The organism is Marinobacter sp. KM021 (genome assembly GCF_050707965.1).
GTDB lineage: Bacteria > Pseudomonadota > Gammaproteobacteria > Pseudomonadales > Oleiphilaceae > Marinobacter > Marinobacter shengliensis.
Genome location: NZ_CP136129.1, coordinates 2,859,854 through 2,881,998, shown reverse-complemented (window position 1 = coordinate 2,881,998; position 22,145 = coordinate 2,859,854). Strand labels below are relative to the sequence as shown.

Below are 22,145 nucleotides of genomic sequence, written 5' to 3'. Positions count from 1 at the left end.
AGCGATACCATGACTCTGGAGAAAACACCCAGGCTCCGCCGTGGTTTCCGGTTCCAGTGGGAGCCGGTGCAACAAAGCCATGTGTTGCTGTACCCGGAGGGTATGGTCAAGCTCAACGGCAGCGCCGGTGCCATCCTGGCGGAAGTGGATGGCGTTCGCCCGGTACACGATATTATCCAGTCCCTGGAACAGCAGTTCCCGGATGCAGGTCCGCTGGCGGCCGATGTGGAAGCGTTTCTGGCAGACGCGGTTCAGCAACAGTGGATTGAGTGGTCATGACGGCGGCCGCAGAAGCACGGGTAGGGCCGCCGCTGTGGTTGCTGGCGGAGCTCACCTATCGCTGCCCGCTGCAATGCCCCTATTGCTCCAACCCGTTGGACTACGCCAGCCAGCAACAGGAACTGTCCACGGAGCAATGGCTGGATGTGTTGCGCCAGGGGCGAGCCATGGGGGCGGCCCAACTGGGCTTCTCCGGCGGCGAGCCGCTGGTGCGCCAGGACCTGCCGGAGCTGATTGCCGGGGCCCGGGATCTGGGGTATTACACCAATCTGATTACCTCCGGCATCGGGCTGACTGAAGCAAAAGTGCAGGCGTTTGCCGAGGCGGGGCTGGACCACATTCAGGTCAGCTTTCAGGCCTCAGACCCGGAACTCAACAACGCCGTGGCCGGTTCCCGCAAAGCCTTCGAGCAGAAGCTGGCCATGGCCCGGGCGGTCAAGGCGGCCGGCTACCCGATGGTGCTCAACTTTGTGATCCACCGCCATAACATTCACCAGATGAACGACATTCTGGCCCTGTGTGAAAACCTGGATGCCGATTACGTGGAGTTGGCCACCTGCCAGTACTATGGCTGGGCATTCAAAAATCGGGAAGGGTTGATGCCCTCCAAAGCCCAACTGGTCCAGGCAGAACAGGAGGTAAATGACTACCGGCACGATCTCCGTACTCGTGGTCGCCCCATGAAGGTGATCTTCGTAACCCCGGACTACTACGAGGAGCGCCCGAAGGCCTGCATGAATGGCTGGGGCAACCTGTTCCTGACCGTGGCACCCGATGGCACCGCCTTGCCTTGCCACAGCGCCCGCCTGTTACCCATCGATTTTCCCAACGTGCAAACCAAGTCCCTGAACGACATCTGGTATCACAGCCCCGGCTTCAACCATTACCGTGGTGACAGCTGGATGCCCGAACCCTGTCGATCCTGTGATGAAAAAGACAAGGATTTTGGCGGCTGTCGGTGCCAGGCTTATCTGCTGACCGGTAATGCCGATAACGCCGACCCGGTCTGCTCCAAATCGCCCCATCACGATCGAATTCTGGCCGCCCGCACCGCTGCGGATCACGCTACAGCGGGGCTGGGTGACCTTGTCTACCGCAATGCCCGGAATTCCAAGTTACTCTACCGTGGCTGAGCCGATTTCGGCGCACGCTGCCTGCGCCGGTTTTTCCCAGTATGCGCAGCTGAGAGTGTGCGACGACACCATTTTCTGGCTTGCCTCCCATCCTGAAACCGGCTCTGTTGCCCTCTGGCAAGCCGATCACTCCGGTATCTGTCGGGTCAACACCGGCCCGGGCAGTATCCGAAGTCGCCTCAACGGCTACGGTGGTGGTGCTTATGCGGTACTACCGGGGCGAGTGGTCTGGGTAACGGAGGATCAGCGGGTCTGGCAGCTCAACCGAGTGACAGGTAGACGAACCTTATTGGTGCCGGAGGTTGACGCTACCTGGGGAGGCCTGGTGGCAGACCCGCAACATGACCGGGTGTTGGCGGTGCGTGAACGGCATGAACAGCAGGCGTTGATGGCCCTGGAGGCCACTGGGCACGTCCGGGTGTTGCACCAGGGGCTGGACTTCTACGGCGCGCCGGCGGTCAGCCAGGACGGTTCCCGCGTGGCTTGGTGCAGCTGGCAACTGCCGGATATGCCCTGGTTGCAGTCAACGCTCTGGCAGGCAACGGTCACGGCTGACGGTGATGTTGCAGGTGCGTCAGGGCAGTCCCCGCCGGTTTCTGGTTCGGTTCAGCAACCGCAGTTTGTCGGTGAGCATCTGTGGGTCATATCCGACCATGAGGGCTGGTGGCAGCCCTGGCGGGTAACGCGCCGGGATGGCCGCGACCAGTGGCTGAAAAGCACGGCGCCCATGCTCGATCATACCAACGCGCCCTGGCAACTGGGTGAGCGGCATAGTTGCCCGTTGCGTGAGGGTGGTTGGGCCAGAGTGCAATACCGTCAGGGTATCGGTGAACTTTGGCTGGAGCGGGCCGGCCAGTGTCAGAGAGTGGCTGAGGGCTGGACGGATTTCCGGGATCTGAGTCCGTCAGCCGATGGCCTTGTGTGCATAGGGCGGGCTGCCGACCGGCACGATGCGGTTCTGAAGGTGTGTGCGGACTCCGGCTCGGCAACCATCCTGGCTGGCGGACAAGTGCCGGATCGCTCAATCATGGCGCCGGTGGCCCCCGTCGCTTTTGTAGTGGATGCGGAAGCGCCCGACACTCTCCCCGTTCAAGGGTTTCTATATCCTCCCATATCCGCATCCGCCGCGGCACCACCGGTCATCCTGATCGCCCACGGTGGGCCAACGTCAGCCGCCTATGCGGTCTACAACCACCAGGTTCAGTTCTGGTGTCAGCGGGGCTTTGCCGTTGCGGAGGTGAATTACACCGGCAGCACCGGTGCTGGCCGGGATTTCCGCCTTCGTCTGGCCGGCCGGTGGGGCGAAGCGGATGCACGGGACATGGTGCGCTGCGCCGATTACCTGGCGGCACAAGGGCTGGTCTGCGCCGACAACGTGTTCATTCAGGGCCGAAGCTCCGGGGGTTTTACTGCACTGATGGCGGCGGTGCAGACTGACCGCTTCAAAGCCGTTGGCAGCCTGTTTGGCGTGACCGATCCATTGCGGCTTCGTGCTGCAACCCATCGGTTTGAATCCGGTTGCCTGGACTGGCTGCTGGGGAATCCGCAGTCCAATCGTGCCCGCTGGCAGGCACGTACTCCGGCCCTGCAGGCTGACCAAATAAGCTGCCCTGCTATTTTTTTTCAGGGTGGGAAAGATGCCGTCGTGGTGCCTGAGCAGACCCGGCGGATGGTGGCCGCGCTTCAGGACCGGGGCCAACCGGTGGAATTGCACTGGTATGAGGATGAAGGCCACGGGTTTCAGAGGGCAGAAAATCAGGCGCACATGCTCGAATCGCTGTACCGGTTTTATGGAAGCCTGGTCCCAGACAACCCTAAGATACGCCAAAAGGACAATGAACCAGCGCACAAACTGAGTTAAACTCTCAACTATTCCTATAACAACAAAACGGTTGTCCCTGAGCGTCATGAGCTACGATATTTCCGCGCTGCGCAAGTTTGTCTCTCCCGAGATTGTCTTCGGTGCCGGGTCCCGCCGGTCGGTGGCTAACTTTGCCAGTAATTTTGGTGCCCGCCATGTGTTCCTGGTGTCTGATCCTGGTGTTGTCGCCGCCGGATGGGTTGCAGAAGTTGAAACCCTGCTGGTTGAGGCGGGGTTGCGCTGTACCACGTTTACAGCGGTGTCGCCCAATCCCAAAGTAGACGAGGTGATGGCCGGCGCCGAACTCTACCGGGCCAGCGAATGCGATGTCATCGTGGCGATCGGCGGCGGCAGCCCCATGGATTGCGCCAAGGGTATCGGCATTGTGGCCAGCCATGGCCGCAGCATCCTGGAATTTGAGGGTGTGGATACCATCCGTAATCCTTCGCCACCCCTGATCCTGATTCCCACCACCGCCGGAACGTCAGCGGACGTCTCGCAGTTTGCCATCATTTCGGACCCCAACCGGCGCTTCAAGTTTTCCATCATCAGCAAAGCGGTGGTGCCGGATGTCTCGTTGATCGACCCGGAAGTAACCGAAACCATGGACGCCTACCTCACCGCCTGTACCGGGGTGGATGCCCTGGTGCACGCCATCGAGGCGTTTGTTTCTACCGGCAGCGGGCCTTTGACCGATACCCATGCTCTGGAAGCGATACGACTGATCAACGGCAATCTGGAAGCGCTGGTGGCAAACCCGTCAAACCCGGTGTTGCGAGAGCAGATCATGCTGGCGTCCATGCAGGCGGGGCTGGCCTTCTCCAATGCCATTCTGGGGGCTGTCCATGCGATGTCCCACAGCCTGGGCGGTTTCCTGGATCTGCCCCACGGCCTCTGCAATGCACTGCTACTGGAGCATGTGGTGGCCTACAATTTCCCCTCCGCCGAGGACCGGTTCCGCCGGGTTGCCGAGGCCATGGCGATTGATACCCGGGGTTTGAACGGGGCACAGGTCAAGGCACGGTTGATGACCCGCATTATTGAACTCAAGAAGACCGTTGGCCTTGAGGCGCGGCTCAAGGAGCTCGGCGTCACCACCTCTGACATTCCCTACCTTTCCGGCTATGCATTGAAGGACCCCTGCATACTGACCAACCCAAGGAAGTCGTCACTTCGGGATGTTCAGGTGGTCTATGAAGAAGCCCTCTGACTCAACCAGCACCGGTTACAACATCGGCGATCTTTTGGGGCTCAGCAGCCAGTCTGCCCGAAAAAGCTATTACCCCGCGTTGCAGGAGCGCCTGGAGGAACTGGAGCAGGAGCGCAACCGCTACAAATGGCTGTTTGAGAACGCTCTGCACGGTATCTTCCAGGCCAACCTGCGTGGTGGTTTTCTGGCCTGCAATCCCGCCATGGCCCGAATCTGCGGCTATGACAACCCGGAGCAATTGCAGAAAAAAGTGATTCGACTCAGGGAGCAGCTGTTCTGCAGCGCCGCAGAGTTCGATCAGCTTCGCCAGGAACTGCTCGACCATGGCAGCCTGAGCGCCCGCGAGACCCGTCTTCGGCGAGCAGACCAGACCCCCGTGTATGTCGCACTAACCATGCTCCGCCGGCCGGATCTTGGGCCGGAAGTGGTGGAAACCTTCGTTGCCGACATTACCGAGCGGGTGCAGGCCCGGCAGAAACTGGAGCAGCTGAATGCCGAACTGGAAAAACGCGTGGAGGAACGCACCGAGGCGCTGCAAAACGTCAATGTGGACCTGCGTTATCAGATTGAAGAGCGGGAAAAGGTTGAGCAGGAGTTGAAAGTGGCGGTGAACGCTGCCAAAGAAGCCAATCGCAGTAAAGACAAGTATCTTGCGGCTGCCAGTCATGACCTGCTGCAACCCCTGAATGCTGCCAGGCTGATGATTTCGGCCCTGCAGGACAGCCAGTTACCTGAGGCGGAAAACCGGATGGTGCATCAGGTGCACAGGGCCCTGGAAGGTGCCGAGGATTTGTTGGCCGATCTGTTGGATATTTCCAAACTTGACCAGCAGGCCATGAAGCCGGATCTGACCTGTCTCAATCTGGCTGCCATGCTGAAAGGATTGGGCGAAGAGTTTGAGGCGGTGGCTGCCAATGCCGGATTGCAGTTCCGGCTCCGGGTGCCACCGGTATCACTTCGGACCGACCCCCGAATGCTGGCACGGATTGTCCGTAACCTGTTGAGTAATGCCTTCCGCTATACCCGTGAGGGCGGCGTGATGCTGTCTGTCAGGCAACGTCGGGATCGGCTGGCCATTGAAATCTGGGACACCGGCGTGGGGATCGAATCCCACAAGCTGCAGGATATTTTCACCGAATTCCACCAGCTACTGCCCCAGGGCACCGGCGGTCGCCAGGGCGTCGGATTGGGACTGGCCATTGTGGAGCGCATGGTACGGGTTCTGGGTTACGGAATCCGGGTGACCTCACGGCCCGGCCGAGGTTCGAGATTTGAGGTGTCGATCCCGCTTGAGCACCGGGTAATTGAGGCCTCGCGCAGCCAGGCTCCAGCCGGCGGTGCCATCCATGGAAACTTTGACGGACTGGCGGTGTTGGTGATCGACAACGAGCCGGCGGTGCTTGAAAGCATGGCAGCGTTGCTCGAAGGTTGGGGTTGTGAGGTGTTTCCCGCCGACGGCGAATCCAGTGCCCTGGACATGCTGAGCGAGGGCCTGCTCCCCGACGTGATTCTGGCGGATTTCCACCTGGACAATAACGCAACCGGTTGTGAGGCTGTCTACGCCGTTCGCCGTGCACTTGACCATGATGTTCCGGCAGCCATCATCACTGCTGATCGCAGTGATGAAGTGCGCACGCTGCTTAGGGCCCAGTACCTGCCCATCCTTAACAAACCGGTGAAGCCCAACCGCTTACGGGCGCTGCTGGCGAGTCTTGCCGCGCAGTCAACCTGACCCCACGCGCTTGCGCTTTACGACTACACTTATTCCTGAACCAGTCCTTGATTCAGGAGACCGTCATGAGCCACACCGAGCATTCCCTTACCAACCATGAAGTCACCGTTTGCCTGGCCGGCGGAGCTGTGCTTGGCCCATTCAATGCGACCTGGAGCCAGGATGAGGGCGGCGACGTGCGGGAGCTTGTCCGCGAATACGATGCCTTCCTGCAGGGTGAGAAACAGCGGCGTTACAAATTTCATCTGCATGACACCTACACCAACACCGTCCACACACTGATTCTCAATTTTGAGCAAGTAACCGGCATTTGCGACCATGTCAGGCTAAGATCGCAGGACCGAGGGGCTTAGTGTCCCGCCTGGCAAGCAAAAAGGGAGGACGCAATGAGTGAGTTCAGAACGGAAAAAGACAGCCTGGGTGACGTGAAGGTGCCCGCGAATGCCCTGTGGGGCGCGCAAACCCAACGGGCCATCGATAACTTTCCGGTCAGTGGTCAGCCGATGCCGGCCCGGTTCATTGTGGCGGTGGCGCAAATCAAGTGGGCGGCAGCCCAGGCCAACGCGTCTTTGGGGTTGCTGGATGCCCGTTTGCGGGACGCTATTGCCGAAGCCTGTGATCAACTGATCCAGGGCGAACACGCGGACCAGTTTCCGGTGGATCGGTATCAGACCGGCTCCGGCACCAGCACCAACATGAATGTGAACGAAGTGATTGCGGCCATTGCCCGGAATCAGGGTGTCGATGTCCACCCTAATGATCACGTCAATATGAGCCAGAGCTCCAACGATGTGATACCAACGGCTATCCACGTCAGTTCGCTATTAGCCGTAAAAGAGCAACTGCTGCCGGCCCTGTCGCACCTTCGGGGTGTCATTTACGAGCGGGAAGCGGAACTGAATGCCCAGGTCAAAACCGGTCGTACTCACCTGATGGACGCCATGCCGGTGACCCTGGGGCAGGAATTACGGACATGGCGGGAGCAGCTGGCCCTGGCTGAGAAACGTCTTGAGCAGGCAATGGATGAACTGGCGGATGTGCCCCAGGGCGGCACCGCAGTGGGCACCGGTGTGAATGCGGCGTCTGAATTCTCTGGTCAGTTCATCAAGTTCCTGCGCAGCAACACTGGCTACCCGTTCCGTTCCATGGAGCACAAGTTTGTTGGTCAAAGTGCTGTGGATGCGCCTGTCGCCCTGTCAGGCCAACTGCGGGGTGTGGCGGTGGTGCTCACCAAAATTGCCAACGATCTGCGCTGGATGAACAGCGGTCCGATTCACGGGCTGGCAGAAATCAGCCTGCCGGCATTGCAGCCTGGCAGTAGCATCATGCCGGGCAAGGTGAACCCGGTTATTCCGGAGTCGGTCGCCATGGTGGGCGCCCAGGTGATGGGGCTGGACAATGCGGTGGCCATTGCCGGCCAGTCCGGAAACTTTCAGCTCAATGTGATGCTGCCTCTGGTGGGGGGCAACCTGCTGGACATGATCGGTCTGTTAACCGGGGCCTCCGCTATCCTCGCGGACAAAGCGATGAAAGGCTTTACGGTGAACGCCGATAATCTGAATGCCGGTGTCGGGCGTAATCCGGTACTGGTGACGGCGTTGAATCCAGAGATTGGCTACACCCTGGCGGCGGATATCGCCAAGGAAGCCTACCGCACCGGTCGGCCGGTGATTGATGTGGCCGAGGAGCGCAGCGGTCTCAGCCGTCAACACCTGGAAAAACTGATGGATCCGCTCAAGCTCACCCGTGGCGGGTTGACCTGAGCGGGCAAGACCGGAGGAGTCATTCTTGCTGCTGTCCCTGGAGCTGTTTGTCATGCTGGTTCTGGCCAATGGCTCGCCGGTGGTCGTGGCCAGGCTGTTGCATCAGACCGGCAACCGGACTGTGGATGGCGGTCGGGTTTGGCGGGACGGTCGCCCGGTGCTAGGCCCCAGCAAGACCTGGCGAGGGTTGGTCGCGGGCACGGTGTCTTGTCTGCTGTTTTCGGCCTGGGTTGGGCTGGGCTGGTTGTTTGGCGCGTTGTTCGGTTTGCTAGCCCTGCTGGGGGACCTTGTCAGCAGTTTTATCAAACGCCGGATGGGGCTAGCGTCCAGTGCCCGGGCATTATGGCTGGACCAGTTGCCCGAGGCCTTGCTACCCATGGCCATGGCGTGGCACTGGTTGTCCTTGCCATTGTGGGAAGCGGTTGCCGTGGCGCTGCTGTTTGCGCTGAGCAATATGCTGTTCTCTCCGGTGCTTTATCGTCTGGGTATCCGCAAACAGCCCCATTGAGTAAGTTATCCCGGCCCCCGGGACAAGGTGTGCAAGGTAACCTCCGGCGGGCAGTTCAGGCGGACATTCAGCACAGATGTGCCAGCGCCTGGCGAAGTGTAGCCTTGCATGCCGTTAACCTGCCAGAAACCGCGGCCAAGCCGGCGAGGGCAGTCGGAGTCGAGGGTGACCGGAACGCCCCCGGGCAGGCAAAGTTGCCCGCCGTGGGTGTGTCCGCACAGAAACACGTCGTATCCGGCATGGGCAGCTTCCCGCCAGATCTCGGGCGTGTGGCTCAGCAGCAGGCTGATGCCGCCGGGAGGAATATCATCGCCGGCCCGGTGCAGGTTGTGAACCTTGTAGTAATGGGCATCGTCCACGCCGGACAGGTAGAGCTTGCTTGCTCCGCGGGCAATGGGTGCCATTTCGTTCATCAGCAGCCGGTAGCCCATGTCTTCGAGGGCAGGTACCATGCGCACGCTGTCGTGGTTGCCCAGTACCGCGTAGGCATCGCCCCGGATGGCCTGGCGCAGGCGGGCCATGCCCTCAAGGGCTGCGTCAATCGGCCCCCAGGTGAGCTTCCGGTAATCGCCGGTCAATACACACAGGTCATAGTCCAGAGGCGTGATCTGATCGATCACTGCATTCAGGTTCTGTTCATCCATATCAACGTGAAGGTCGGTCAGGTGCAGGATGCGAAACCCCTCGAACGCCTCGGGCAAATCGGGCAGGGTAAAGGTGTTCCGGGCAGTGGTCAGCTTGCGGCTGTTCTCCCGGGCCCGGCCAAACAAGCCAATGGCTTGCAGGCAAAACCGAATCAGCCTTGGCGCGTTGGCGACATTCTCAAGGTGGAACGAGCGACGATCGCGCCCGAACACCCGGGCCTCGGCTTCCTGTTCGATGCCCAGTCGCTGGCGGGCATGCACCGGGCCAAGCCGAAGGCTGAGTCGGTACTGGAGAAGTTCGTTCTGATCTTCTGGTGCGCGAACCCTTGCGGTCATGTGAATCGTCCTGATGCCGAGCGGAATCTTATGTTTGATTCCTTCACTCATTATGGATGGTCAGCGGGGTAGTGCAACCGGATAGACACAATGTTCATGTTTTACTGATGCACCGCAAATCCAGGAGAGACAACGAGTAATGACTGAATCCGACAAGCCGGTGCGATTAGGCAGCTGGCAGGTATTCCTGATCTTTCTGCGGCTGGGGCTGACGTCTTTTGGTGGCCCGGCAGCTCACCTGGCGTATTTCCATGATGAGTTTGTCAAGCGCCGGAAGTGGCTGTCAGACAGCGCCTACGGTGAGGTAGTGGCGCTTTGCCAGCTGTTACCGGGCCCCGCGTCCAGCCAGGTCGGGCTGACCATCGGTTTCCTGCGTGGGCATTATGGCGGTGCCTTGGCGGCCTGGGTGGGTTTTACCTTGCCCTCGGTACTGGTCATGGCGCTGTTTGCCTTCGGGCTTACGCTCTGGCCGGACCTGGGTGAGGGTGGCTGGGTCAGCGGCCTCAAGCTTTTTGTGGTGGCGGTGGTGGCACAGGCGGTCTGGCAGATGGGGCAGTCGCTGTGCCCTGATCGGCCTCGCATCGTCATTGCCATGTTGGTGGCGGTTGTTCTGCTGTTGGCTGGTGCCGTGTGGATGCAGGTACTGGTTCTGGCGTTGGCAGCCGTTGCAGGAGCGGCATTGGGATTGCCCTCGCAAAATAAGCAAGAATCCTTGCAGGTGCCGTTGCAATCGCGAAAGCCGGGAATGTTTGCCCTGCTGTTTTTGGTGTTGCTGGCACTGTCCTTTGTTCCCCAGGTAACGGGATCCCTGGCCTGGATCGGTGCGGAGCTTTATCGCGCCGGCGCCCTGGTATTTGGCGGCGGTCACGTGGTGTTGCCATGGCTCCAGGAGGGCTTTGTGGTCTCCGGTAATATGTCGGCCGATACCTTCCTGGCTGGCTACGGTGTCGCGCAGGCGGTGCCGGGGCCACTGTTCAGTTTCTCTGCGTTTCTCGGGGGTGCCGAGGGCGGCATCGCGGGCGTTCTGATTGCAGTGGTTGCGGTGTTTCTGCCTGGAACCCTGTTGGTGTTCGCCGGTCTACCGTTATGGCAGTGGTTACGTGAGCACGAGAAAGCACGAGCGGCACTGGCGGGCGTCAACGCCGGGGTGGTGGGCTTGCTCCTTGCAGCGCTGTACGACCCGGTCTGGACGTCGGCCATTCACGGTGCCGGCTATTTCGCTCTGGCATTGGTGTTCTGGCTGGCACTGGTCATCGTTCGGGTGCCGGTATGGCTGCTGGCACCCGCCAGTGCGCTGCTCGGAGCGGTCTTTTTGTAACACCCGTACGTATAAAAGCGTGAACTCCCCGTTTGGAATTCCGAACCAGAACCGCCACAATCGAATAAACCGAACCCACTGGAGCAATCTGATGAGTGACGCATGCAACATTCCAGGACTGACCGTGCCTCGTAGCCGGTTTCCGGCACCTGAGAAAGACCTGCACGAGCCCGCGGGTGAATCCCGGGTGGTTCTGGCTGGAGGTTGTTTCTGGTGTGTTGAAGCGGTTTTGGTGGCGATTGACGGTGTCATCCGTGTGGAATCCGGATACGCCGGTGGTGCGGCCGAAGCGGCCAACTATGAGGCTGTCTGCAGCGGGACCACCGGCCATGCGGAGGTGGTGGATGTTCACTACGACCCGGCGAAGGTCAGCTTTGGCGAGTTGCTAAGAGTGTTCTTTTCGGTGGCTCACGACCCCACCCAACTGAACCGCCAGGGTAACGATATTGGGAGCCAGTATCGCTCAGCGGTGTTCTACGAAACGGATGATCAGAGGCAGGTGACCGAGGCCTACATTCGCCAGCTTGATGCCGCCGGCGTGTATTCCGATCCGATTGTTACCCGGCTGGAGCCGCTCACCGCGTTCTACCCTGCGGAGGCATACCATCAGAATTTTGCGGCTCGTAATCCCAGGCAGCCATACATTCTGGCGGTGGCAGCACCCAAGATGGCTAAGCTGGTCAGCACCTGGCCAGACCACCTGAAACCTGAATTCAGTGACGATGATCCTGATCTGGCCTGAGGAGTTTCCCAATGACGGTATCGGCAAAAGGCTATGACCTGACCCCTCTGACGAAAGCAGAGGTTGAGGAAAGGGCAGCGGGATTGACCGCTGAGGAAAAACGGGTACTGCTGGATCACGGCACCGAGCACCCGTTCTGTGGCACCTTGCTGGATAACAAGAAAGCCGGGGTTTACCTGTGCCGGCTGTGTGATCTCCCGTTGTTCAGCTCGGACGCCAAATTTGATTCCGGAACCGGCTGGCCCAGCTTTTTTCAGCCGTTCGATCCCGAGCACATCCGCTACATTCAGGACAACAGCCTGGGCATGACTCGAACTGAAGTGCGTTGTCCGCGGTGCGACAGCCATCTGGGCCATGTATTTCCGGACGGGCCAGCCCCGACCGGTCAGCGCTACTGCCTGAATTCCATTGCTATGGTGTTTGAGGAGCAGGGGTGACAACCGTTGGCATTCCTTGTTCTCCTTTTGGCTGTTATTCAGGAGGCGACCGAACCGCTATAATCCCTTCCTATTGATCCGGACCTATCGCGGCCCGGACCATAGCGGAAAGGACGTGTGCATGAAACGATTGAACTTGAGCCCCCTGACGGAGTCTGCGACGCTGCTAAGACGTGCCGCTGTTGTATTGGGCTCGGTAGGGCTTACCGCCATCTACTCCTCGCTGGTGCTACTGAGGGCGTTGTTTGGTCGTTTGAATCGGCCGATTGTCGACAAATACTGCCGGGAGTGGTCTGCCGCGTTGTTGAAGCTGGTTCGGGCAAGCCTGACGGTGCGGGGCGAGGTTCCGGACTTCAATGACGGGCGTCGCTACATCATCATGAGTACCCATGCCAGTCACTACGATATTCCGGTGAGTTTTGTGTCTTTGCCAGGCTCCATCCGGATGCTGGCAAAGAAGGAACTTTTCCGGATTCCCCTGCTGGGGCAGGCGATGGCGGCAGCGGAGTTTCCCTCGATCGATCGGTCTAATCGTATCCGCGCCGTCCGGGACCTGGAGCGGGCAAAGCAGATGATGGAAAACGGTATTGTGCTCTGGGCGGCTCCAGAGGGCACCCGCTCCTCCGATGGCACACTGTTGCCGTTCAAGAAAGGCTGTTTTCACCTGGCACTGGACACTGAGGCGGTGATTGTGCCGGTAGCCATTCGCGGTATACACCAGGTGCTACCTGCCCGGAGCTTGCAGATCAATCTTGGTCAGCCGGTAGACGTGCGGGTTGGGACACCCATTGATACAGCGGGGAAAAGCAAGGAAGATCTGGCGCAGATCATGTCAGATGTACGCCAGAGCCTGGAACAATTGTTGGGTGACGGAGAGCCTGAGTAACCGGGCCCTGCCTGTGTCAGCCACCTGAGCTGGCGGCCACCACGGTGTAGAAAAGGTAGCCGGTGTACGCAAAGTAAACCGTTACCAGTAATGCGCCATCCACCCGCGAGACCAGCTTGCGCCAGCCCGTCAGGCCGAAGCCCATCAACAGCAGGCCAACGGTGAGTGCCAGCATCAGAGTCCAGTCCCGGTAAAGCACTTCCGGATCCACAGACAAGGGCTGAATGGCAGCGGCCAGGCCAACCACGGCCAGGGTGTTGAAGATGCCCGAACCAAGGATGTTGCCCAGAATCAGATCGTGCTCATTCTTGCGCACCGCTGCGATGGCCGAGGCCAGTTCCGGTAGCGACGTGCCAATGGCCACAATGGTCAGCCCGATGATCAGATCGCTTACGCCAAGAGCCTGGGCCACGGTGACGGCTCCCCAAACGAGCAATCTGGAACTGGCAATAAGCAGAACCAGCCCGATGATCAGCCAGATGATGGCGTGCTTTAGCGGCATGGGATGTTCGATCAGCTCGGCATCGGCCGCGCTGCCCAGCGGGTCGTCTTTGTTTTTGATGCCCTGATAGATCGACCAGCCCATCACCGCTGCAAAAACGCCCAGTAACACCCAGCCATCCAGTCTTGTTAATTCACCATCAATTAATTGCGCCCCGGCGATCAGGGTTAACACCACCAGAAGCGGCAGCTCCTTGCGAATAACCTGGGAGTGCATGGCGATGGGTGCAATGAGTGCTGTCAGACCGACGATCAGGGCAATGTTGGTAATGTTGGAGCCGTAACCGTTGCCCAGTGCCAGCCCGGGATTGCCGTCTGCGGCTGCCATGGCAGATACCGCCAGTTCCGGTGCCGAGGTGCCGAAGCCGATAATCACCATGCCGATCAGCAAAGACGGCATGCCCAGATGCTTGGCGGTGGCGGCAGCGCCCTCAACAAATTTATCAGCACTCCAGACCAGCAAGACAAGACCGGCAAGAATGGCACCGATTGCCATCAACATAGAACAGACCTCAATCAGAATGTGGTGTAACTCCGCACCGGGCGGCCGGCGGGGTAGGTGGCGCACAAGATACCGCAAGTGGTGGATTCAGGTCAGCCCTGTTGGCAACGAACTTTTTGTTACTGGCACTGATCCGCACTATCAGGAAAGGGGTATCAGACTAAAGTGGCGCTGATATTGTTAACAAAACGCGCGAAAATCGTGGCAAACCATAATAGTTAGCCCGACACACATCGATTGACAATCGCAATTTATTATTCCGGCAAAAATCGGGATAATGCGCCCAATTTCAGGCCGGAGGCATACAGCAGCGCCGTCTACCTCGCGCCCCGCTGGCTTCCGACAGGCCGCTTTCGCTGATCGTGGAGTGGCAACAGGCTCAACACTAGCTAGGGTGAAAACCAATGGCCGTTAGACAGGCAGACGTAGTGCTGGTCGGTGGGGGCGTCATGAGCGCAACCCTCGGCATGATGCTCAGGCAGCTGGACCCGTCACTGGATATCGTCATGGTGGAGCGTTTAGACCACGTTGCCCATGAAAGCACAGACGGATGGAATAACGCAGGTACCGGGCACGCCGGCTACTGCGAACTCAACTACACCCCCGAAACCGAAGATGGCGACGTTGAAATTGCCAGAGCGCTGCAAATCAATGCCCAGTTTGAGGTGTCACTGCAGTTCTGGTCGTACCTGGTAGAGCAGGGCATTCTGCCGGAGCCTTCTACTTTTATTAACCGCACGCCACACCAGAGCTTTGTCTGGGGCGAGAAAGACGTCGCTTTCCTAAAGCGTCGTTACGAGCGCCTGAAAGAACACCATCTGTTTCGCGAGATGGAATATACCGAGAGCCCAGACGACCTGTCCGAGTGGATGCCGCTGGTGGTCAAGCATCGCGACCCGATGCAGCGTGTGGCGGCAACCCGTATCAAGCACGGTTCGGATGTGGATTTCGGTTCGCTCACCCGCAGCATGGTAGAATGGCTGGAAACCCAGCCCAACTTTGAGTTGATGCTCAGCAGCCCGGTGCATTACATCGATCAGCGGGACAATGGCCGCTGGAAGTTGCGGGTGAAGAACCAGAAGACCGGCGAGCTGACCAAACTGGAGGCCGGCTTTGTGTTCCTGGGTGCCGGTGGCGGCGCGCTGCCGCTGTTGCAGAAATCCGGCATTGATGAAGCCCGCGGTTACGGCGGCTTCCCGGTCAGTGGCCAGTGGCTGGTGTGCCAGAAGCCGGACATTGTTGAGCAACATGATTCCAAGGTATACGGTAAAGCGCCCATTGGCGCGCCGCCGATGTCCGTTCCGCACCTGGATACCCGGATCATCAACGGTGAACCTGCACTTCTGTTCGGACCGTTCGCTGGTTTTACCACCCGCTTCCTGAAGCAGGGTTCGGTGTTTGATCTGTTCGGTTCCGTTCGCGCCACCAATCTTAGACCGATGCTCTCGGTGAGCAAAAGCAATATGGATTTGACGCGTTACCTCATTGGTGAGGTGTTCCAGTCCCATGGCGACCGGGTTGAATCTTTGCGCAATTTTTTCCCGGATGCCCGGGAAGACGACTGGAAGCTGCAGATGGCTGGCCAGCGGGTACAGATCATCAAGCAAACCCCGGAAGGGGGCGGCAAGCTGGAGTTTGGTACCGAGATCGTGGCAGCAAAGGATGGTTCGCTGGCGGCCCTGCTGGGCGCGTCTCCTGGCGCATCGACAGCGGCTAACGCAATGCTGAACGTGATTGAACGTTGCTTCCCGGAGAAGTTGAAGACGGACCAGTGGCAGGAGCGGATGAAGGAGCTGGTGCCTTCCTACGGACAATCTCTGGTGAACGATGAACAGCTGCTCAACCGGGTTCGAGAGCGCACGCTCTCGACTTTGAAGCTGGGTTAATCGGCGCCGATTTATACCCTCAGGCTGAAAGGCCAACCCTGACGAGGAGAACGCTGTGACTGAACAAAACTATAATCCCGACCAAGGGTATGTTGCCCTGCTGGGCTGGAGCCTGAATGCCGTGGAAGCGGCAGTTTGCCTATGGCTATCAGCCTAATCCCTCCGCCTGGCTGATTCAGGGGCGTTGAACATGCTGGGCCAGCCACTGGGGGTAGGGCAGGGTAACAACCCCACCTGCCAGTCTGCCCGGGCCTTGTCCATGTGGGCTTATAACGATCCGGACTACCTGCTGCAAATGGTGGCCTGGGCTGCCCGGGACAATGAGATTGTCATGCATTTTGAGGGGCGGCCCGTGTCTTCGGCGCAGAGTGCTGGTGGATTACAGTGAGAACCGCCGGGTGTTTGATGAGGAACTGGCGGAACTGACCTGTCGGCTGTGACGCGTGTATGATGCGAGAAAGTATTGTATGCAAGGTGCTGATGAATGATTCGTCTTGGTGTTCGTGGATTTGTGATGGCGCTCGTTGTGCTGGCGATAACCGGCTGCAGCAAGCCTGAAACGCCCCAGGAAGTGGCCGCGGCCTTTTGGCAGGCCATGGCCGACAACGACGCAGGTGACGTGGTGAGATTCTCCACCCTGGACGACCCCCGTGACGTTGACGGCTACCAGCGAAGCTGGGCCAATGCCGTTCCCTCCTTTGGCCGGGTTGTTATTCATGAGCGTGAAGCAACGATCGTTACCCGCCTACCGGCGGAAGAACGCTCCGGCGGAGAACGTTTGGAACTGACCACCTATCTGGTGCGGGAGCAGGACCAGTGGCTGGTTGACTATCAGCGCACAGGGGAGGCCATACTGAACCCGTCCCCGTTCAGTAACATCATGGGTGAGTTGAGCCGGCTGGGGCAGAGGCTCAGTGCGAACTTTTCCTCTTCAAGCAGCGAGCTTGAAGACAAAATGGAGCAGTTGGCCAGAGACCTGGAAACCTACTCTGATGAGATGAGCCGAAGGGCTGAGAGCGCGATGGAGGATTTTGCCCGGCAACTGCAGGCATCCATGCGCGCCCTTGAGCGTTCGCTTGACGAGGCACTCAAGGATGATCGGCCTGAATCCGCTGAAGACCAGGCTATCATGGAGCAGACCGCACAGGACCTCGGGCGCCAGGCAGACGAATTGAGCGAGCCCACCCTCGAGGCCTTGGCCAACGCCAGCCGCACCATTGCGGAAACCGCTGAGCGCTTCAGCCGGCTCAGCCGGGAAACGCTCAACCGGTATCAGGAAGAGCTGAACGAAAAACTTGCCGAAATGCGGGCCGACGCCGAAGCCTTCATCGAAGACATTCGGCCTTAACTGGCTTGCTCGGCCCCTCTTAGCATTGCCTCCATCAGTTCCTCGGCATCAAACTTGGTGAGCGCCTCGTTGGCGCCCACCTGGTTGGCATAGCTCAGGCTCATCTCGCTGTTCAGGGATGTGTGCAGAATGATGTATGGCTGCTTCAGGGCGTTATTGTCGCGAACATTGAACGTCAGTTCGTAGCCATCCAGCCCCGGCATCTCGATATCGCTGACCAGGATGTCAATCGGCGTGCCGCGCTCGTGCTGACTGAGCAGCACCTGCAGGGCATCGTCACCGTTGGTGGTCACATGGTAGGTAATGTCTTTGCTGTCCAGCACATCGCTGAGCTGCTTGCGGGCCACCTGTGAATCATCCACCAGCAGAATGTTCAGGGACCGCAGGGTTTCACTCTGAACATCTGACAGCACCACCTCGCCGGCGTCCAGAGACTCCGGGTACACCTTCGCCAGCAGCAGCTCCACATCCAGCAGCTGAATGATGTCGCCTTCCACATCCAGCAGGCCCGTGATGAAGGCATTGGTGCCCAGCGCCTTGGGTGGCGGCATCACACTCTTCCAGTCGGTTTCGATAATCTGCTGAACGCTGCGCACCAGAAAACCGATCTCCTGGCGCTGAATGTCGGTCACGATGATGGAGCCCTTGGCCTGCTCTTCTTTTGTCAGCGCCGGATAACCAACCGCAGCCGACATATCAATAACAGGAACCGCTGAACCCCGGAACGTAGCAGTGCCAATAACCGCGTGATGACTATGGGGCAACTTGGTCAGCCGTTGAAAGGGCAGGATTTCCCGAATCTTGAGCGTACCCAGACCAAAAAGGCGCGATCCGAAAAGGCGGAACAGCAGGAGTTTCTGGGACTGCTTCGCTTTGCTGGACATGCATGCATCCTTACAGACAAAAATGCTCCCGAGTTGGAGCGCCGAACGATAACCTGTCTCTATAGTAGCAGTTTTCCCAACACGGGCAGGTGAGGGTAATTGTATCAATTGGTGACAGGCCGGTGATCACGACAGAGTGCCGGCGGAGGACGTCTCAACCGGGCAGGTTGGTCAGCACAAACCAGGCGGTACCGCCAGTGAAGGCCAGTGCCAGCAGAGCGAGAAGGCCGTCCCGGGCAACAATCGCCAGCCCGAACGCCATCAGCGCCAGCCCGGCGCCATTGGCACTGAACGGGATGAATTCCATTAGCGGCATGGCCAGGGATACCAACATGCACACCGCTGCCATGGCCAGCTGCCCTGGGCCGCGCACCAGAAAGGTCAGCCGCCGGCGAGTCCAGTCATCCAGCTTGCGTGCGGGCCTATCCATCCAGTCCAGCCCCTTGAACAGTTTGTCCCGTGATATCCGCCGTTCTGAAAGCCGCGTTGGAATCCAGATGCTCTCCCGCTGAAACAGCAACTGCCCCAGCGTTAGCAGTACCAGAAGCCCCAGCAGCGTGGGAACACCCGGAATATCGCCAATCAACGGCGCCAGTGTGATAAGTCCGGCAACCAGCACCACCGGACCAAAAGAACGCTCGCCTGCAGCTGACAGCAAGTCACCCACGGACACCTCGTCCATCTCGCGTGTGTGGTCGCGGATACGGGCGATGAGTTCCTGCAGGTTGTCTGGGTCGTTGGGCCGGTTCATAGCGTTAGTTGTGTGGCTTGGAATGACACGACCATAGCGGGAATGAGTGAGGATTGCATGACGGATTGGTGAAGGGTTGGCAAGGGGCGGGGGTATGAAAACGAAAAAGCCCCAGATCCTCTAGGTGATTAACGGGTGTTTGCCGCTGGAGCGATCTCTCCCGATCATCGGATTTTTTCTTGCCCTGCGTCAATCTGGCTGCTCGTCGAAGGCCTCGGTGTAGTAATTCATTACTTCGTCCAGTGGTTAGACAGGGCTTCCGCCTGCTCCATGATCAGTTCAATAGCCGCCGGCGCCTTATCGGGCGGGTACTTGTACCGCTGCAACGTCCGCCGCACCAGAATCCGCAGCTTGGCCCGCACGCTTTCCCGCACCTGCCAGTCCACGGTGGTGGATTTGCGCAGCTTGTCGGTGATCTCCACGGCGATCTTTTTCAGGATTTCGTCACCCAGCTCCCGCACGGCGCTTTCGTTGCTTGCGAGCGCATCGTAGAAAGCGATTTCATCTGGATTCAGGCCCAGCGCAGCTTCCCGCTCCATTTCAGCCTGGAACTGCTTGGCCATGGCGATCAGCTCTTCGATAACCTGGGCTGTCTCTATGCCCCGGTTGTTGTACTTGCGCAGCGTCTCCTGCAGGCGATCGGCGTACTTCTTCTCCTGCACCACGTTGTTGCGGGTCTTGGCTTTGATGTCGTCCTTGAGCAGCTTCTCCAGCAGTTCCACGGCGAAGTTCTTGTAGGGCATCTGCCGCACGTCTTCCAGGAACTCATCAGAGAGCAAGCCGATGTTGGGCTTGTCCAGGCCGCACAGGGCGAAGACGTCCGTTACCCCTTCGGCCACCAGCGCGTTGTCCAGTATTTGCTTCAGGGCGGTGTTCTTCTCTTCCTCGGTCAGTTTCTTGTCCACACTGGTGAACTTGGTGATGGCCGTCTTCACCTGCGACAGGAACGCCACCTCCTTCTGCAGCGTCTGGGCTTCGTCCAGGGTGGCACACAGGGAGAAGGCCTTGTTCATGGCCAGCACGGTATCCAGGAAGCGCTTCTTGCCGTCTTCCAGGCTGAGGACGTAGTTGGCGGTGGGCACCAGAAACTTGTGGGGTTCGGTTTCAAAACCGCTATAGCTGAAACCCTTGCCCTTGGGCCCGGGGGCAAACATGCCGTGGATAATGTCCAGCTTCTCCAGCAGGATAGCGTAGGCTTCTTCGGCGCTGTGGGTAGGTGAGCCCTTGCCCTTGGCGTCGGTGTAGGTTTTCAGGGCCTGTTTAAGCTCGTTGGCGATACCGATGTAATCCACCACCAGCCCGCCGGGTTTGTCTTTGAACACCCGGTTTACCCGGGCAATTGCCTGCATCAGGTTGTGGCCCTTCATGGGCTTGTCCACGTACATGGTGTGGCAGCAGGGTGCGTCGAAGCCGGTCAGCCACATATCCCGCACTATCACCAGCTTGAGCGGGTCGTTGATGTCTTTGAAGCGCTTCTCGAACCGCTTCTTGGTCTGCTTGTTGTGGATGTGCGGTTGCAGCAGGGCCCGGTCAGAGGCGGAACCGGTCATCACCACCTTGATTGCGCCTTTCTCCGGGTCGTCGTCATGCCACTCCGGGCGCAGGGCGACAATCTCGTTATACAGATGAACCGCAATTTCCCGGCTCATGGCCACAATCATGGCCTTGCCGTCGATGGTGCTGGAACGGGTTTCAAAATGGTTTACCAGGTCTTCCGCTACCTGCTTCAGGCGCGGGCCGGCACCAACCAGCTTCTCCAGCCGGCTCCACTCGCCCTTGGTTTTCTCGCGGCTGCCAACGTCTTCATCGTCCTCAACCACTTCCTCCACCTGGTCAGACAGTTCCTCGATCTGTTCGCGGTTGATGTCCAGCTTGGCCAGGCGGGATTCGTAGAAGATGGGCACGGTCGCACCATCGTCTACCGCATCCTGGATGTCGTAGATGGACACGTAATCGCCGAACACGGCCCGGGTGTCTTTGTCTTCGCTTTCAATGGGGGTGCCGGTAAAGCCGATGAAGGAGGCATTGGGCAAGGCATCGCGCATGTGGCGTGCATAGCCGAACTTGTAGGTGCCGTCTTTCTTGAGGGTGGCTTTCAGGCCGTACTGGCTGCGGTGGGCTTCGTCTGAGATCACCACGATGTTGTGGCGGTCGTTCAGAATCGGGTGGCCGGATTCGTCGTTCAGCAGCGCGAACTTCTGTACCGTCGTGAAGATGATGCCGCCGGATTCCCGCTCCGAAAGCAAGCGGCGCAGGGTATCCCGGTCATCGGCTTGCACGGGCTCTTGCTTCAGCAACTCCCGGGCGGCGCTGAAGGTGGCGAATAGCTGGCCGTCCAGATCGTTACGGTCGGTGACCACAATCAGCGTGGGGTTGTTCATCTCTGGCTGTTGCAGCAGCTTTCCGGCGTAACAGCACATAGAAATGCTTTTGCCAGAGCCCTGGGTGTGCCACACCACCCCAGCTTTCTTGCTGCCGGGCAAAACCTCGTCGCCGTAGGTAGCCCGCTTCTCGCTGATACCATCGCCGCTCATATCCCGAGCTGCAATCACGGTTGCGCGAACCGCCTCACGCACCGCATGGAACTGGTGATAACCGGCGATCTTCTTGATCAGCTTGTCGGAATCCGTCTCGAAGATCACGAAATAGCGGATGTAATCCAGAAACAGCTCCCGGTCGAAGAAGCCCCGCACCATGGTTTCCAGCTGCCACTCCAGCAGGGGTTTGTCGTCCTCATGCTTGATGGTGCGCCAGGGCATGTAGCGTTCCTGGCTGGCGGTTAGGGAACCCACACGGGCCAGATAGCCGTCGCTGATGATGGCCGCTTCGTTGTAGGCGAACAGATCGGAGCATTCGTCTTTGTAAGTCTGGATCTGGTTGTAGGCATCCCAGATGTTCACGTTCTCGGCGCCGGGGCTCTTCAGCTCCAGCACGGCCAGCGGCAAACCGTTGATAAAGCAGATCACATCCGGCCGGCGCAGTTGCTTGGAGCCTTCAAGGGTGAACTGGTTGATAGCCCGGAACCGGTTGGCGGTTAGGTCGCCGAAGTCCACCAGAAAGGCCTGATCGTGAACTACCTTGTCGTCGCGCTTGTACTCCACCGGTACGCCGTCCAGCAGCAGACGGTGGAAGGCCCGGTTGCTGATCACCACATCCAGGCTTTCGGGTTTGCGGACAACGGCCACAGCTTGCTCAACGGCGTTCTGGGGCAGGTGAGGGTTGATGCGACGAATAGCCGCCTCAAGATCCGCCAGCAACAATACCTGCCGGTAATCGGCCCGTTCCGGGGCTTCGCCCTCCGGTGCCAGGTCAGGCGCGTGGGCGATCTCCCAGCCGCCTTCGGCAAACCATTCCAGGCATTGTTGTTCCAGCTGATCCTCAGTCACTCCGTACTTCCTTACTTAACCGGGTTTATTCAAAGCTT

20 protein-coding genes are annotated in these 22,145 nt (G+C 59.2%); 15 read left to right on the top strand and 5 right to left on the bottom strand.

The window, feature by feature from the left end:
- The first annotated feature begins 9 nt into the window (after positions 1–9).
- From pqqD to RVM24_RS13560, 8 genes are all read left to right on the top strand, one after another.
- Positions 10–279, top strand: a complete 270-nt coding sequence (gene pqqD, locus RVM24_RS13595) for a pyrroloquinoline quinone biosynthesis peptide chaperone PqqD (RefSeq protein ID WP_152439111.1) — start codon at positions 10–12, stop codon at positions 277–279.
- Complete coding sequence (gene pqqE / locus RVM24_RS13590; RefSeq protein ID WP_420194585.1) at positions 276–1,412, top strand: pyrroloquinoline quinone biosynthesis protein PqqE; 1,137 nt, start codon at positions 276–278, stop codon at positions 1,410–1,412. The genes pqqD and pqqE overlap by 4 nt, the downstream gene beginning before the upstream one ends.
- Positions 1,405–3,273 carry an alpha/beta hydrolase family protein gene (locus RVM24_RS13585; protein ID WP_431474211.1) on the top strand — a complete coding sequence of 623 codons (1,869 nt, stop codon included), beginning with the start codon at positions 1,405–1,407 and terminating at the stop codon, positions 3,271–3,273. Before pqqE ends, RVM24_RS13585 begins: the two co-directional genes overlap by 8 nt.
- Positions 3,274–3,319: 46 nt before the next feature.
- Entirely contained in the window at positions 3,320–4,483 is a 1,164-nt protein-coding gene (gene ercA / locus RVM24_RS13580; protein WP_106693829.1) for an alcohol dehydrogenase-like regulatory protein ErcA, read from the top strand.
- On the top strand, positions 4,467–6,215 hold the full coding sequence (locus RVM24_RS13575; protein WP_431474210.1) for a NahK/ErcS family hybrid sensor histidine kinase/response regulator: 1,749 nt from the start codon (positions 4,467–4,469) through the stop codon (positions 6,213–6,215). Before ercA ends, RVM24_RS13575 begins: the two co-directional genes overlap by 17 nt.
- 65 nt (positions 6,216–6,280) lie before the next feature.
- Positions 6,281–6,568, top strand: a complete 288-nt coding sequence (locus RVM24_RS13570) for a hypothetical protein (protein WP_061330666.1) — start codon at positions 6,281–6,283, stop codon at positions 6,566–6,568.
- A gap of 33 nt (positions 6,569–6,601) precedes the next feature.
- Positions 6,602–7,978, top strand: coding sequence for a class II fumarate hydratase (locus RVM24_RS13565; RefSeq protein ID WP_286251911.1), 1,377 nt, complete (start codon positions 6,602–6,604; stop codon positions 7,976–7,978).
- Positions 7,979–8,003: 25 nt separating this feature from the next.
- Positions 8,004–8,486: a CDP-archaeol synthase gene (locus RVM24_RS13560; protein ID WP_431474209.1), complete on the top strand. Its 483-nt coding sequence runs from the start codon at positions 8,004–8,006 to the stop codon at positions 8,484–8,486.
- Positions 8,487–8,491: 5 nt separating this feature from the next.
- Here RVM24_RS13560 and RVM24_RS13555 read toward each other — a convergent pair whose 3' ends face one another.
- Entirely contained in the window at positions 8,492–9,466 is a 975-nt protein-coding gene (locus tag RVM24_RS13555) for a metallophosphoesterase (RefSeq protein ID WP_152439106.1), read from the bottom strand.
- Positions 9,467–9,605: 139 nt separating this feature from the next.
- Here RVM24_RS13555 and chrA point away from each other — a divergent pair, with 139 nt between their 5' ends.
- From chrA to RVM24_RS13535, 4 genes are all read left to right on the top strand, one after another.
- A complete protein-coding gene (gene chrA / locus RVM24_RS13550) occupies positions 9,606–10,784 on the top strand; it encodes a chromate efflux transporter (RefSeq protein ID WP_106693824.1) in 1,179 nt (392 codons plus the stop codon).
- 91 nt (positions 10,785–10,875) lie between these two features.
- A complete protein-coding gene (msrA, locus tag RVM24_RS13545; RefSeq protein WP_420194580.1) occupies positions 10,876–11,526 on the top strand; it encodes a peptide-methionine (S)-S-oxide reductase MsrA in 651 nt (216 codons plus the stop codon).
- A gap of 11 nt (positions 11,527–11,537) precedes the next feature.
- Positions 11,538–11,963: a peptide-methionine (R)-S-oxide reductase MsrB gene (gene msrB, locus RVM24_RS13540; protein ID WP_431474208.1), complete on the top strand. Its 426-nt coding sequence runs from the start codon at positions 11,538–11,540 to the stop codon at positions 11,961–11,963.
- Between the two features lie 121 nt (positions 11,964–12,084).
- A complete protein-coding gene (locus tag RVM24_RS13535; protein WP_431474207.1) occupies positions 12,085–12,849 on the top strand; it encodes a lysophospholipid acyltransferase family protein in 765 nt (254 codons plus the stop codon).
- A 16-nt stretch (positions 12,850–12,865) separates the two neighbouring features.
- On the opposite strand, the gene RVM24_RS13530 is transcribed toward RVM24_RS13535, so the two are convergent.
- Positions 12,866–13,852, bottom strand: coding sequence for a calcium/sodium antiporter (locus tag RVM24_RS13530; protein WP_431474206.1), 987 nt, complete (start codon positions 13,850–13,852; stop codon positions 12,866–12,868).
- Between the two features lie 404 nt (positions 13,853–14,256).
- Between RVM24_RS13530 and mqo the strand changes: the two genes are divergently transcribed.
- The 3 genes from mqo (at position 14,257) to RVM24_RS13515 (ending at position 17,086) form a co-directional block, all read left to right on the top strand.
- A complete protein-coding gene (mqo, locus tag RVM24_RS13525) occupies positions 14,257–15,738 on the top strand; it encodes a malate dehydrogenase (quinone) (protein WP_431474205.1) in 1,482 nt (493 codons plus the stop codon).
- 190 nt (positions 15,739–15,928) lie between these two features.
- Complete coding sequence (locus RVM24_RS13520) at positions 15,929–16,126, top strand: hypothetical protein (protein ID WP_431474204.1); 198 nt, start codon at positions 15,929–15,931, stop codon at positions 16,124–16,126.
- Between the two features lie 96 nt (positions 16,127–16,222).
- The gene (locus RVM24_RS13515) at positions 16,223–17,086 is read left to right on the top strand and encodes a hypothetical protein (protein ID WP_431474203.1); all 864 of its coding nucleotides are present in this window, start codon (positions 16,223–16,225) and stop codon (positions 17,084–17,086) included.
- On the opposite strand, the gene RVM24_RS13510 is transcribed toward RVM24_RS13515, so the two are convergent.
- From RVM24_RS13510 to RVM24_RS13500, 3 genes are all read right to left on the bottom strand, one after another.
- Complete coding sequence (locus RVM24_RS13510; RefSeq protein ID WP_286251889.1) at positions 17,083–17,970, bottom strand: chemotaxis protein; 888 nt, start codon at positions 17,968–17,970, stop codon at positions 17,083–17,085. The two genes, RVM24_RS13515 and RVM24_RS13510, sit on opposite strands and share 4 nt — an antisense overlap.
- Positions 17,971–18,124: 154 nt before the next feature.
- Positions 18,125–18,721 (bottom strand): exopolysaccharide biosynthesis protein, encoded by a 597-nt coding sequence (locus RVM24_RS13505; RefSeq protein ID WP_431474202.1) that lies wholly within the window; start codon positions 18,719–18,721, stop codon positions 18,125–18,127.
- Positions 18,722–18,951: 230 nt separating this feature from the next.
- Positions 18,952–22,107 (bottom strand): type I restriction endonuclease subunit R, encoded by a 3,156-nt coding sequence (locus RVM24_RS13500; RefSeq protein WP_431474201.1) that lies wholly within the window; start codon positions 22,105–22,107, stop codon positions 18,952–18,954.
- Positions 22,108–22,145 lie beyond the last annotated feature (38 nt).

Bases quoted from the DNA above. Each gene is read 5' to 3' on its own strand.
- pqqD (WP_152439111.1), top strand. From the start codon at position 10: ATGACTCTGGAGAAAACACCCAGGCTCCGCCGTGGTTTCCGGTTCCAG.
- pqqE (WP_420194585.1), top strand. From the start codon at position 276: ATGACGGCGGCCGCAGAAGCACGGGTAGGGCCGCCGCTGTGGTTGCTG.
- ercA (WP_106693829.1), top strand. From the start codon at position 3,320: ATGAGCTACGATATTTCCGCGCTGCGCAAGTTTGTCTCTCCCGAGATT.
- RVM24_RS13575 (WP_431474210.1), top strand. From the start codon at position 4,467: ATGAAGAAGCCCTCTGACTCAACCAGCACCGGTTACAACATCGGCGAT.
- RVM24_RS13570 (WP_061330666.1), top strand. From the start codon at position 6,281: ATGAGCCACACCGAGCATTCCCTTACCAACCATGAAGTCACCGTTTGC.
- RVM24_RS13565 (WP_286251911.1), top strand. From the start codon at position 6,602: ATGAGTGAGTTCAGAACGGAAAAAGACAGCCTGGGTGACGTGAAGGTG.
- RVM24_RS13555 (WP_152439106.1), bottom strand. From the start codon at position 9,466: ATGACCGCAAGGGTTCGCGCACCAGAAGATCAGAACGAACTTCTCCAG.
- chrA (WP_106693824.1), top strand. From the start codon at position 9,606: ATGACTGAATCCGACAAGCCGGTGCGATTAGGCAGCTGGCAGGTATTC.
- msrA (WP_420194580.1), top strand. From the start codon at position 10,876: ATGAGTGACGCATGCAACATTCCAGGACTGACCGTGCCTCGTAGCCGG.
- msrB (WP_431474208.1), top strand. From the start codon at position 11,538: ATGACGGTATCGGCAAAAGGCTATGACCTGACCCCTCTGACGAAAGCA.
- RVM24_RS13535 (WP_431474207.1), top strand. From the start codon at position 12,085: ATGAAACGATTGAACTTGAGCCCCCTGACGGAGTCTGCGACGCTGCTA.
- RVM24_RS13530 (WP_431474206.1), bottom strand. From the start codon at position 13,852: ATGTTGATGGCAATCGGTGCCATTCTTGCCGGTCTTGTCTTGCTGGTC.
- mqo (WP_431474205.1), top strand. From the start codon at position 14,257: ATGGCCGTTAGACAGGCAGACGTAGTGCTGGTCGGTGGGGGCGTCATG.
- RVM24_RS13520 (WP_431474204.1), top strand. From the start codon at position 15,929: ATGCTGGGCCAGCCACTGGGGGTAGGGCAGGGTAACAACCCCACCTGC.
- RVM24_RS13515 (WP_431474203.1), top strand. From the start codon at position 16,223: ATGATTCGTCTTGGTGTTCGTGGATTTGTGATGGCGCTCGTTGTGCTG.
- RVM24_RS13510 (WP_286251889.1), bottom strand. From the start codon at position 17,970: ATGTCCAGCAAAGCGAAGCAGTCCCAGAAACTCCTGCTGTTCCGCCTT.
- RVM24_RS13505 (WP_431474202.1), bottom strand. From the start codon at position 18,721: ATGAACCGGCCCAACGACCCAGACAACCTGCAGGAACTCATCGCCCGT.